Consider the following 11898-nt stretch of genomic DNA (forward strand, 5'->3'; position numbering starts at 1 on the left):
AGTTCGTCGGCAGTGTCGAATTTCTGCAGTTCCCCAGTTCACGGAGGATGAAGTGCCACCCACAACGTTGCCGAGGGAGTCGTCGGGGATGTTCGCCCACACCGAGCGGCCCAGCCTGTCCGCCGCGCGCGACAGCGTTGCCACACGGGATCGTCATGTATAGCGACTCCAGAATTCGGGCGATGGAGGATCGACTGGCGATCCTGGAGTTGGAAGGTCTCTACGCACGCTTCTTCGATGATCACGACGGGGCGGCGTGGGCGGCGCTCTTCACGTCGGACGGGGTTTATCGGTCTCGCGAGAGGAGATCAGACCTTTCGACCGGCACATCCGTCCGCGGCAGGGAATCCCTGCATGCGTTCTGTAACGACGCTCCGTACACCGGTATCCACCTGATGCACCTCCCACAGATCTCCATCGACGGGGATCGAGCCAGGAGCCGAGTTCACATGGAATGGTTCGGTTCGTTCGACACCCCGGGATCATCGTCGAAGCGGTTGGTGGGCTATTACGACGTCGAATACACGCGGGTTGGATCGACCCCGGTCTGGCAGATCTCCGACCGCGTGACCACTACGTTCATGGCCGAATCCCGGATAGTCCACGGCTACGTGTCCGGCAACGGCCTGGACGCGGCCGACACCCGTCGAATGTAAATCGGGAATACACTCCTCCGCTCGTTGCGGAGGTCTCGAGCAGCTGCGCGGTCCGCTCACAAGACCCGGCTGCAACGACTCGGAACCGAACTTCCCCGGTGCACACACCGGAGGACACAACCGAACAGGATCGATATGAACTCACCTGTGAGCGCGCCCTCACGCACCCTGGTGCGCAGGGCGTCGATGGCCGGCTTCTTCGGAACTGCCGTCGAAGCCTACGACTTCATGGTTTTCACCTTCCTCATCGCCTATCTGTCTCCTCTGTTCTTCCCCAGCGACAATCCTGCGGCCGGCATTCTGAGCTCGTTGGTGGTCCTCGGCACCGGATTCCTTGCGCGCCCGATCGGCGGTATCGTTTTCGGCCGGATCGGTGACCGATACGGTCGACGTTTCGCATTGATCGTCACCATATCCGGCATGGGTGGAGCCACAATCCTGATGGGACTGTTGCCGACGCACGCCACCGTCGGAATCCTGGCCCCGGTGCTGCTCGTTCTCACGCGGTTGATGCAGGGCTTCTTCGCCGGCGGCGAACAGATCGGTTCGGCCACATTCGTCACCGAGCACGCGTCTGCCAAGAACTACGGCATCCTGAGCGCGATGACCCCGGTGGGGTTCGCCTTCGGCGGCACCCTTGCCCCATTGGTCGTCGCCCTCACGACCTCGCTGTCCTCGGAGGAATGGATGGCCAACTGGGGCTGGCGCCTTCCCCTTCTCATGTCGCTCCCACTGATGCTGTACGTGCTGTTTCTGCGTGCCCGGCTCGAAGAATCACCCGAGTTCAAGGAACTCGCCGACAAGCACGAGGTGCAGTCCTCACCGCTACGTTCGGTCGTCAAGCGATACCCTGCGACCTTGCTGCGCGTGATCGCCCTGAGCACATCGGTTCTCGCGATCGGCTACGTGGTTCCCGCGTACATGCCGCTGTTCCTGCAGCAGGAGGTCGGTATGGCCCCGGGTACCACAGCTTGGGTGGCCACCGCCGGATCGACGTTTGCCATCGTCGTCGGATTCGCCTCCGGGTTCATGATCGACAGAAGCGGCCGGAGGAACACCATGATCCTGGGGTTGGGCATCATCCTCGTGTCGATGTTCCCGATCATGTACCTGATCAAGGCGACCGGCGGCAATCTGTTCGTCACCGCGCTCGGCCACATGCTCCTCGTCGGCCTCGCGGGTGCCTCCGCTGTCCCTGTTTACGCGACACTCACCTCGGCCTTCCCAGCTGCGGTGCGCTACACCGGCGCTGCGATCGGATTCGGTCTCGGTTCGGCTATCGGCGGCGGGGCGGGGCCTTACCTCGCGGGCAAACTCACCGCGCTGACAGGGAACTCGTATGCTGCCTCCATCGTCGTCGGCGCCGCGGCCCTCCTGGGAATCGTGGTGATCGCCACCATGCCGAACAGCAACGGTAACGCCGCGCCCGAAGCAAGTCTCACGACAGGCGACATCGCTTCCGCCGACTCGGATTCGACCGAAGACTCTTCCCTGTCTCCGAAGATGGCGTGACATGCATCGTTCGCGCCCACCCTCGATCGGAGGACACATGGCTCAGGACTGTTCACCGCCGGGCGATCGCGCCGAACTCGACCGGATCGTCGATTACCGCGGTCGGTTCGACCTCTCCCGACGCAGATACCTTGTGCTCGGTGGCGGGCAAGGAATGGGGCGGCAGGTCTCCCATGCACTCGCTCAAATTGGCGCCACAGTGATTGTCGTCGACCTCGACCGGGACCGTGCCGACCACGTATGCGCAGAGATCGGCCCAGCGGCCACGGCCGAGCAGGTCGATGCCACCGAAGACGCCGACATGGCCGCATTGGCCGAGCGCGCGGGGGAACTCGACGGCGTCGTCGACGTCATCGGTATGGCGAGATACGCGCCCCTGCTCGACATCACCGATGACGACTGGCGGTGGGAAGAGGGCATCGTCCTGCGCCATGCGGTGCTCGCGCTCAGACATTTCGGTGCTCGGTTGCGCGACCGCGGCGAAGGTTCCATAACGTTCGTCTCGTCGGTGTCCGGGCTCGGCAGCTCACCGGTGCACGCTGCCTACGGCGTCTACAAGGCTGCGCTCGGCTCCCTGGTCCGATCCGCGGCAATAGAGCTGGGACCTTCCGGTATTCGCGTCAATGCAGTGGCTCCCGGATTCGTCGTCACACCCAGGATCTCGGCGATCCTCGACTCCGCGGCGCTCGAGAACACCCGCTCACAGATACCACTTCAGCGGTTGACACTGCCGGCCGACGTCGCGAGTGCCCTGACCTTTCTGGTGAGCGACCTCGCCCGGACGATCACCGGCCAGGTGATGGTGGTCGACGGCGGAGCGACGAACAAGTACCCGTACGACATGTCGGGCTTCTGAGTCGGCCCGTGCCCGTTCGAGACTGCTGTGCGACTTTCGGTTGACGAGAAAGTAGCCAGTGGCTACTGTTCCCTCAGTCGCAGTGATCGCCGCCACTTCCAGCCGTTGCCAGTCGAGGTCGACCGGGCGCTCGCCCTATTGCACAAGGAGATGAATCATGTCCTACGCCGTCGATCCCGCGTACCGGCCGATGATGGGATTCCTCCCCGAACTCGACGTCTCCGACGCCGAAAAGGCGCGCGCAGTGATCCTTTCGATGAGGATGAAAGATCCGATGGCAGCCGTACCGGCAGGAATCGTGGTAGACCACCGGTCAATGCCGACAACCGACGGATCCGAAATCGATCTCGTCGTGTTCCGCCCGGAAGACCCCGTCGGGCAACCACTTCCCTGCATCCTCTACTTCCACGGCGGAGGATTCATCTTCGGCGACGCTGCCACCGATGTCCGGGTTCCGTCGGCACTGGCCGCCGACCTCGACGCGATGGTGGTCTCCGTCAACTATCGACTCGCGCCGGAGCACCCCTTCCCGACACCGTTCGACGACGCCTTCGACGCTCTGAGCTGGATTGCAGGTGACAACGGCCTCGGGATCGACCCGACCCGGATCGTCCTCGCCGGGATCAGCGCGGGTGCCGGACTCGCGGCGGCGGTCGCGCTCAAGGCCCGCGACGTCGGCGGTCCCGCGGTGATCTTCCAAGCCCTGGACTCCCCCGTCCTCGACGACCGCCTGCTCACGACCTCAGCGACCGAGTACATCGATTCCCCGCTGTGGAACCGGGAGAACGGAATCGACAGCTGGCGTCACTATCTCGGGGACCCTGACCGGAGTGTGACGTCTGAATACGCCGCCCCCGCACGGGCGCGCGACCTCAGCGGGTTGCCCCCGGCCTACATTGCGGTCGCCTCCTTCGACCCGCTTCGGGACGAGGGAATCGACTACGCACAGCGGTTGACGCAGGCGGGCGTGCCCACCGAATTGCATCTCTACCCGGGGACCTTCCACGGATCATCGGGAGTGTTCCCACAGGCTGCGATCTCCCAGCGGATCGACGCCGACTACACCGCCGCCATCCGGCGCGCGTTGACCAGCTGAACCACGAGCATCCCGGAATCGGAGAGTCATGTCGCATCGCTTCGAAGGAAAGGTCGCGATCGTCACCGGTGGCGCACGCGGACAGGGCGAACAGATCGTTCGGGCGCTGGCGCGCGAAGGCGGCTCGGTGGTGATCGGCGACGTTCTCGACGACCTGGGACAGACCGTCGCCGACGACGTCGGAGACGCCGTCGTCTACACCCATCTCGACGTGACCGCCCCGGAAGACTGGGCAGGTGCCGTCGCCCTGGCGACCTCGACCTTCGGAGGCCTCGACGTCCTCGTCAACAACGCGGCGATCTACCGCAAGCAGTTGCTCAAGGACGAAACCGCCGCCGACCTCGACAAAGTCCTCGCCGTCAACCTGCACGGGCCGTTCCTCGGCATCCAGGCCGTCGCCCCCGCGATGCGCGCCCGGGGTGGTGGCTCGATCGTGAACGTCTCGTCGCTCGCCGGAACGACGTCCTATGCGGGCCACGGCTCGTACAGCATGTCGAAGTGGGCCCTGCGCGGACTGACGAGGACCGCAGCGATCGAGCTCGAAGCGTCGAAGATTCGGGTGAATGCCGTGCTGCCCGGCAACATTCGGACCGGCATGTCGCCGACCACCGCATCCAGCGATACCCCGACCGGCCTCAAGCGTCAGGCCGACCCGCAGGAGACCGCCAACGTCGTGGTCTTCCTCGCCTCGGACGACGCGTCCTTCGTCAACGGCACCGATGTCGTAGCGGACGGCGGCTCCCTGCTCGGGTAGCGGTCGCCATCCGCGATTCGGTTCCCCTTCTTTCTCATCCGGCCGCAGCGCGTGCCGCTGAGCCAGATTCGATCCTTGGAGGAAACATGTCCATCTCGACCCCGGAAGCCGGCCCTACCGCCGAACACTTCGACGTTGTCGTCATCGGCGCGGGATTCAGCGGAATGTACGCGCTGCATCGTCTCCGCCAGCAGGGCCGTCGAGTCGTCTGTGTGGAAGCGGGCGACGGTGTGGGCGGCACCTGGTACTGGAACCGCTACCCCGGTGCCCGCGTGGACATCGAGAGCATGCAGTACTCGTACTCCTTCGACGAAGAGCTTCAGCAAGAATGGTCGTGGTCGGAACACTTCTCTCCGCAACCGGACTTGGAGGCATACGCCAACCACGTCGCCGACCGCTTCGACCTGCGCGAGGACATACGGTTCGAAACTCGTGTCAACGAGCTGACATTCGACGACACCGTGGACAAATGGACCGTCGGCACCGCTTCCGGCGACCGCTTCGTGGCCACATACGTGATCGCGGCAACCGGCAGCCTCGACGTCTCCAACGTCCCCGACCGGCCCGGTCTGGATCGCTTCCGCGGCCAGGCCTACCACACATCACGATGGCCCAAGGAGGGCGCCGAACTCGCCGGCAAGCGCGTAGGGCTGATCGGCACCGGGTCGACCGGCATCCAGATCACGCCGGAAATCGCCGCGGTCGCCGAGCACCTCACGGCCTTCCAGCGGACCCCGAACTTCAGTCTCCCCGCGCGGAACCGGAGACTGGATCCGGACTACGAGCGGGAGTGGAAGGCCGACTACCCCGAGCGGCGCAAGCAGATCCTGGGCACACACGGCGCGGTGCTGATGAGCAATGCCGCCGAGCAGCGCTCGATCTTCGACTACACCGCGGAAGAACGCGAAGAGGTGATGGAGCGAGCGTGGAACGCCCGGAACGGCCTCGAGTTCATCCGCACGTTCACCGACACCTCCAGCGACCCGAAGGCGAACGAGATACTCGCCGAGTTCGTGCGCAACAAGATCCGGTCCATCGTCCACGACCCGGAGACCGCTGAACTCCTGTGCCCCAAGACATATCCGATCGGTGGCAAGCGGATCTGCATCGACTCCGGCTACTACGAGACGTTCAACCGGGACAACGTGACCCTGGTCGACATACGGACCCACCCCATCGAGGAGGTCACCGAGTCGGGCATTCGCACCACCGAGGCAGAGCATGACCTCGACGTGATCATCTTCGCCACCGGCTTCGACGCGATGACCGGTTCGATGCTGAGGATGGACCCGACCGGAGTCGACGGTGCACGACTCGCCGACCATTGGGCCGACGGACCGAGGACCGTCTTCGGCCTGATGACCGCCGGATTCCCCAACCTGTTCATGGTGCACGGCCCCGGTAGCCCGTCGGTTCTGGCACAGATGATCACCACAGGCGAATGGCAGGTCGACTGGATCCTGCGGACCATCGACCATCTCGACGAGAACGGAATCTCCCGATTCGGTGTCACCCCCGCCCAGGAAAGCGAATGGGCCGGTGAAGTGGACACCGCCGCCTCTCGCACGATGCATGCCCGTACCGACTCCTGGTACACGGGCGCGAACATCCCCGGCAAGCCGCGGGCGCTGCTGATGTACGTGGGCGGTTTCCAGCGGTACTCCGACCTGTGCACCCGCGCCGCGGAAGAAGGATACACGGGATTCGAGATGAAGCAACGCGCACTGACCCTGGGTCCGAACCACCAGACCCCACAGTGAAATTCACGAACGCGACGCAGCAGTCAACGGAGAGCGCAGGCGACCGAAAGTGAGCACCTTGCAGACCGTCGGTGTCGGGTACGAACTGTCCGTGACCGAGGTCATCGAAGAGACCCCCGATGCGAAGTCGATCGTACTGCGCAAGCCGGAGAACTCTCGTGACCTGTTCGCGTACCGGCCCGGTCAATTCCTGACCGTCCGGATACCGAGCGACCGCACCGGGCATGTCGCCCGGTCGTATTCGCTGTCGAGCACACCCCACGTCGACGACCAGTTGAAGGTCACCGTCAAACGCACTGCGGACGGGTACGGATCGAATTGGTTGTGCGACAACGTGGAACCGGGGAACTCTCTCATCGTCCTGCCACCCTCGGGCCGCTTCACGCCGACGGACTTCACGAACGACTTCCTACTGTTCGCGGCGGGGAGCGGCATCACGCCGATCATCTCGATCCTGAAGACCGCCCTGCTCGGGTCCGACCGTTCGGTCATGCTGTTCTACGCCAATCGCGACCGCAACTCGGTGATATTCCACAGCGAACTCGACGAGTACGCCGCGAAGTTCCCCGACCGGCTGACGATCCGATACTGGTTCGACGACGTGCACGGCCTCCCTTCCCAGGAAGGGCTCGCGGCACTGGCGTCCGACCACTTGTCTCGAGAAGTATTTGTCTGCGGCCCTGTACCTTTCATGGACAGCGTGGCGGAAAGCATGCGGTCGGCCGGCGTACCGCCGGAGCGTCATCATCAGGAAGTGTTCGTCTCGATCTCGGGCGATCCCTTCGAAGCTCCCCGGCCGATCGTCGACGACAATCCTGCCTCGGCGGTCGAAACAGTCGTACATCTGGACGGCGAGTCACATCGTTTCGAGTGGGCGAGCAGCAACACGCTCGTCGATGTGTTGCTGGACCGTGGTGTCGACGTCCCGTTCTCCTGCCGATCGGGTGAGTGCGGTTCCTGTGCGTGCACAGTGATTTCGGGCAAGGTGGTGATGGAAAATTCGGACATCCTCGACCCGTCCGATGTCGCCGAAGGCTACGTCCTCGGGTGCCAAGCGCGACCCGTCTCGGGCCCCATCGAGATCGAGTTCTGATCCTCGCTCCCACAGATGTTGACGCTACTGCAGCCGACGGCTACGGTGATCCTCATCGCCGCCCGAAGCGAGTGAATACAACCCCTCTCCAACACTTTTCATTGACGCTTCCGCAGCCTGGATGAAGTCCGGGGCGGTCGCTCGCGCTCTGCGCGGCGGCCCGTGCACAGAGAGTCGCAGACCTTCCCAGAAAAGAGACAGCGATTGATTCGGTTGTTCGATACCCATCGGCTCGGTGAACTCGTCCTCGACAATCGCCTCGTGATGGCGCCCATGACACGGGCTCGGTGCGTCGACACCACCCCGACCGCGGACACGGCGGAGTACTACCGCCAGCGAGCGACCGCCGGATTGATCGTTACCGAGGGCACACCCATTTCTCCGGAAGCGCAAGGCTACGTGCATGTTCCGGGTATCTGGTCTCGAGCGCAGGTCGCCGGGTGGCGCATCGTCACCGATAACGTCCACAGCGTGGGTGGGCGTATCTTCGCGCAGCTCTGGCACGTCGGCCGGTTGTCACACACATCCATTCAACCCGGAGGGCAGCAGCCGGTCGGCGCCGGCGCCCACCCGGCCCCGGAGAGCAAGGTTTTCGCCTTCGCCGACGACGGGAACGTAGGCTTCGTCGACGTAAGCGATCCCCGACCGCTGAGCACTCGCGAAGTCGGCCGTGTCGTCGACGACTTCGCGAGGGCGGCAACCAATGCCCGAGTCGCCGGCTTCGACGGAGTCGAGTTGCACGGTGCCAACGGCTACCTGTTCGAGCAGTTCCTCAACCCCGCGACGAACACCCGCTCCGACCGGTACGGCGGCTCACTCACCGAGCGCGCCCGGGTCCTGCTGGAGACGGTCGACGCCGTGACCGACGCAGTCGGCTCCACCCGAGTCGGGATCCGGCTCTCGCCGTTCAGCGAGCTTTTCGACATGCCTCCATACTCCGAGGCGGCAGACACGTACCTGTACCTGGCCTCGGAACTGTCGCGCCGCGAGGTCGCCTACATCCACCTCGTCGACCAGCGCCCCGCAGGCCGTCGCCTTCTCGACACCGACTTCCTCACGACGTTTCGCGCCCGGTTCCGAGGAACCGTCATCCTCGCGGGCGGGATGACCCGGGAATACGCCGAGGACCTGATCGCGCAGGATCTGATCGACCTCGCCGCCTTCGGACAACCGTTCATCGCCAACCCCGACCTCGTCGCACGTCTGCAGAGCGGGTGGCCCCTGACGGCGCCGAATCCGAACACCTACTACGGCGGGGGCGCCGAGGGATACCTCGACTATCCGCGATTCACCCCGGCGCCGGCATGACTCGACAGACCGACCGCACATGCGCCGGCAACGCCAGAAGGGATCTCCATCGATGACCGAACCGCAGACCCCCACCCGTTGGCGTGGCCACGACCTGGGCGCCCGGGTGGTCGGTTACGACGAGCGCGACGCCATCCTGTACGCGCTGGCGGTCGGTGCCCACGCCACCGACCTCGATCTGGTCTTCGAGAATCGGCTCCGCGTTCTGCCCACCTTCGCCTTGACCCTGGCACAGTGGGCACCCGATGCGCTGGGCGCGCTCGGGGCGTTCGATACGAAGACCGCACTTCACGGTTCGCAGACCCTCGACGTGCTCTCTCCCCTGCCCCGCTCCGGCGAGATCACGCTGTCGGCGCGGGTCGGTGAGGTCTGGGACAAGGGGCGTGCTGCGGTCTTCGAGGTGGTGGTCGAAAGCAAGTACTTCGTGGCCGCCTGGTCACTGTTCGCGCCGGGCGCGGGCGGATTCGGCGGCGACCGCGGCCCCTCGGCACCGTCCGCGCCCGAGGGGGACCCCACCGCGGTGGGCACGATGACAACCGACACCGATCAAGCCGCCCTCTACCGGCTCACCGGCGACCGGCATCACATCCACATCGATCCGGACGCCGCTGCGCGCATCGGTCAGCCGCGCCCGATCCTGCACGGGATGTGCACGCTCGCGGCGACCACCTTGCCTCTCGCAGACATGCTCGGCGCCCACCCGGCCGACCTGAAGACCCTGTCCGGCCGCTTTGCGGCACCCGTCTTCCCCGGCGACACCGCGCAGATACGTGCCTGGGGCGGCTCCACCGATGCACGCTTCGACGTCACCACCGACGGCGGTGCCGTCCTGACCGGCGGACACGCAACCTTCGCCTGATCACGAGCACAACCACTAGCACCCACGGTGTCGCCAGGCTGTGCAAGACCCTCGCCAACTCATCCGCTGACCACAAAGGGGCCTCGATGTCCGAACTATCCATCCCGACGTACGACCCGGCTACGACCGTCCGATCCCTCGAGGTCGAGATCGACGCGCCCGCGAGTGTCGTCTGGGAGGTCCTCACCGACCTCGACAGCTACCCGCACTGGAATCCGTTCTGCGTCGCGGCGAAATCGACACTGGAACTCGGTGCGGCCGTGGAGATGACGCTGGCCGACTACTCGGGGGCGACGGAAACGTTCCCGTACACCGAATACGTCTGTGCGGTCGTTCCCGAACGCCTGCTGTCGTGGGAACTGCGTCCCACCGAGGTCTCCGTTCAGGCCGCACGACGCGATCAGGTCATCGAACCGATCACCGACAACCGCTGCCGTTACTACTCCACCGACGCCTTCCTCGGCGAGGAAGCGCTTCAGATCATGGCCGACAGCGGTGAGTGGGTGAAGCGCGCGTTCGACGACACCGCTGTCGCGCTGAAGGAGCGCAGCGAGGCGCTCTTCACTGCGCGCAGTCTCGGCTCTCGATCCGCGTAACCCAAACACAGAGCACGCCACAGCACGACCACCCGAGAGGCCGACAGATGGCACACCGCATGCAGGACAAGATCGTCATCATCACCGGGGCCTCTTCCGGCCTCGGCCGAGCAACCGCCGAACTGATGGTCGCGGAAGGCGCTCGTGTGGTTATGGCGGACGTCAACAGAGAGGCGGGCGAGGCGGCAGCGAACGCAATCGGTGCCGACTTCGTCCGGACCGATGTCGCCGACCCTGCCGAGGTCGAGACTCTGGTCACCGAGACCGCCTCCCGGTACGGACGGCTCGACGTGATGTGCAACAACGCCGGCGTCCACGCCGCCGCCTCGCTTCTCGAGACGACGAACGAAGATTTCGAACGCTTGGTGGCCGTGAACTTCGGAGGGGTTTTCTACGGCACGCGAGCGGCAGGCCGCGTGATGGCGGAACAAGGATCCGGCGTCATCGTCAACACCGCCTCGAACGGCGGTTACCTGCCCACCGAAGGCATGGCCGTCTACTGTGGCACGAAGGCGGCAGTGGTCGCGATGCCCAAAGCATGCGCCCTCGAACTCGCACCCAAAGGCGTTCGAGTAAACACGATTTCACCAGGAACGATGCTGAGCGGCATGGTTCCGGACGTGGCGGGCGTCGTCGAGGTCCTCGACAGACTCCAACCCATCGGATACGCCGCGAATCCGTCCCAGATGGCCACGGGAATCGTGTACCTCGCCTCGGACGACGCCAACTATGTCACCGGGCACGATCTGATCGTGGACGGAGGGGCCACCGCAGGCCGAGTCACTGTCGGAATCTGACATAGCCCAGAAGAAATCTCCGAGAAGAACGCGAGTCGACGAGTCGGATCGAGAACAAGGTGGCATCGGTGACGGCCACCGCTGTCGCGGTCGATCGTGGCCGAAGGCGGTCGCGCCGTAAGTCGGCGCCCGGATTTCTCGTCCGGTGGAATGGGACAGGCGGTCGCCGAGACGGCCGGCACCTTCGCTTCCTCGGAATCCTGGTAGACAATGCGGGAATCGCCAATCCGGATCTGATCCAGGGGCACCGGTGCGGAACTCTTCCTATGGCATCGTCCGGTTCGAGGCCGCCAAGGAAGGGTCCCTCCAGGGTCCTTCAGCGCCACCCCCGTCGCTGCGAATGCACGAAGGACGCCGGGGCCGACTCCGCCCCCGAGTTCTTCGGCCGACTCTTCGGTCGCTGACCGACGTAAAGAAGATGGGGCGGCGGCCCTCGCCTCAACGATGCGGGGCCGCCTCACCCACACCCCGAACACACAACACCACCGATGACAGTCCGTGAACCTTCCGGGCGGTCCGGGGCCCGCGAGCTCTCGCCCGAGGCCCATCCCCTTCGCGCTGCTGACCTCGCGCTGCCGACCCCCACGCCCGCCGGGTACCCCCCGGGGCAT

11 protein-coding genes are annotated in these 11898 nt (G+C 65.0%); all 11 read left to right on the top strand.

The window, feature by feature from the left end:
- Window positions 1-182 precede the first annotated feature (182 nt).
- The 11 genes from HF886_RS03025 to HF886_RS03075 all read left to right on the top strand — a co-directional run bounded on the left by HF886_RS03025 (window position 183) and on the right by HF886_RS03075 (window position 11287).
- Window positions 183-656: a nuclear transport factor 2 family protein gene (locus tag HF886_RS03025; RefSeq protein WP_169651509.1), complete on the top strand. Its 474-nt coding sequence runs from the start codon at window positions 183-185 to the stop codon at window positions 654-656.
- A gap of 135 nt (window positions 657-791) precedes the next feature.
- Window positions 792-2168, top strand: coding sequence for an MFS transporter (locus tag HF886_RS03030; RefSeq protein ID WP_169622083.1), 1377 nt, complete (start codon window positions 792-794; stop codon window positions 2166-2168).
- A gap of 37 nt (window positions 2169-2205) precedes the next feature.
- Window positions 2206-3024, top strand: coding sequence for an SDR family oxidoreductase (locus HF886_RS03035; protein WP_169622082.1), 819 nt, complete (start codon window positions 2206-2208; stop codon window positions 3022-3024).
- 157 nt (window positions 3025-3181) lie between these two features.
- Entirely contained in the window at window positions 3182-4120 is a 939-nt protein-coding gene (locus HF886_RS03040) for an alpha/beta hydrolase (RefSeq protein WP_169651510.1), read from the top strand.
- A gap of 28 nt (window positions 4121-4148) precedes the next feature.
- Window positions 4149-4874: an SDR family oxidoreductase gene (locus tag HF886_RS03045; RefSeq protein ID WP_169651511.1), complete on the top strand. Its 726-nt coding sequence runs from the start codon at window positions 4149-4151 to the stop codon at window positions 4872-4874.
- A gap of 86 nt (window positions 4875-4960) precedes the next feature.
- Entirely contained in the window at window positions 4961-6634 is a 1674-nt protein-coding gene (locus HF886_RS03050) for an NAD(P)/FAD-dependent oxidoreductase (RefSeq protein WP_169651512.1), read from the top strand.
- A gap of 49 nt (window positions 6635-6683) precedes the next feature.
- On the top strand, window positions 6684-7727 hold the full coding sequence (locus HF886_RS03055; RefSeq protein WP_169651513.1) for a ferredoxin--NADP reductase: 1044 nt from the start codon (window positions 6684-6686) through the stop codon (window positions 7725-7727).
- A 204-nt stretch (window positions 7728-7931) separates the two neighbouring features.
- Complete coding sequence (locus HF886_RS03060) at window positions 7932-9035, top strand: alkene reductase (protein ID WP_240954839.1); 1104 nt, start codon at window positions 7932-7934, stop codon at window positions 9033-9035.
- Between the two features lie 52 nt (window positions 9036-9087).
- Window positions 9088-9894 carry a MaoC/PaaZ C-terminal domain-containing protein gene (locus HF886_RS03065; protein ID WP_169651514.1) on the top strand — a complete coding sequence of 269 codons (807 nt, stop codon included), beginning with the start codon at window positions 9088-9090 and terminating at the stop codon, window positions 9892-9894.
- A gap of 86 nt (window positions 9895-9980) precedes the next feature.
- Window positions 9981-10490 (top strand): SRPBCC domain-containing protein, encoded by a 510-nt coding sequence (locus tag HF886_RS03070; RefSeq protein WP_169651515.1) that lies wholly within the window; start codon window positions 9981-9983, stop codon window positions 10488-10490.
- 47 nt (window positions 10491-10537) lie between these two features.
- Window positions 10538-11287, top strand: a complete 750-nt coding sequence (locus HF886_RS03075; RefSeq protein ID WP_240954840.1) for a glucose 1-dehydrogenase — start codon at window positions 10538-10540, stop codon at window positions 11285-11287.
- The last annotated feature ends 611 nt before the right edge of the window (window positions 11288-11898 follow it).

The organism is Rhodococcus sp. 105337, from assembly GCF_012844225.1.
In the GTDB taxonomy this organism is placed as follows: Bacteria; Actinomycetota; Actinomycetes; order Mycobacteriales; family Mycobacteriaceae; genus Rhodococcus.

Coding starts and splice junctions, on each gene's coding strand:
- HF886_RS03025 (WP_169651509.1), top strand. CDS start 183: ATGGAGGATCGACTGGCGATCCTGGAGTTGGAAGGTCTCTACGCACGC.
- HF886_RS03030 (WP_169622083.1), top strand. CDS start 792: ATGAACTCACCTGTGAGCGCGCCCTCACGCACCCTGGTGCGCAGGGCG.
- HF886_RS03035 (WP_169622082.1), top strand. CDS start 2,206: ATGGCTCAGGACTGTTCACCGCCGGGCGATCGCGCCGAACTCGACCGG.
- HF886_RS03040 (WP_169651510.1), top strand. CDS start 3,182: ATGTCCTACGCCGTCGATCCCGCGTACCGGCCGATGATGGGATTCCTC.
- HF886_RS03045 (WP_169651511.1), top strand. CDS start 4,149: ATGTCGCATCGCTTCGAAGGAAAGGTCGCGATCGTCACCGGTGGCGCA.
- HF886_RS03050 (WP_169651512.1), top strand. CDS start 4,961: ATGTCCATCTCGACCCCGGAAGCCGGCCCTACCGCCGAACACTTCGAC.
- HF886_RS03065 (WP_169651514.1), top strand. CDS start 9,088: ATGACCGAACCGCAGACCCCCACCCGTTGGCGTGGCCACGACCTGGGC.
- HF886_RS03070 (WP_169651515.1), top strand. CDS start 9,981: ATGTCCGAACTATCCATCCCGACGTACGACCCGGCTACGACCGTCCGA.
- HF886_RS03075 (WP_240954840.1), top strand. CDS start 10,538: ATGGCACACCGCATGCAGGACAAGATCGTCATCATCACCGGGGCCTCT.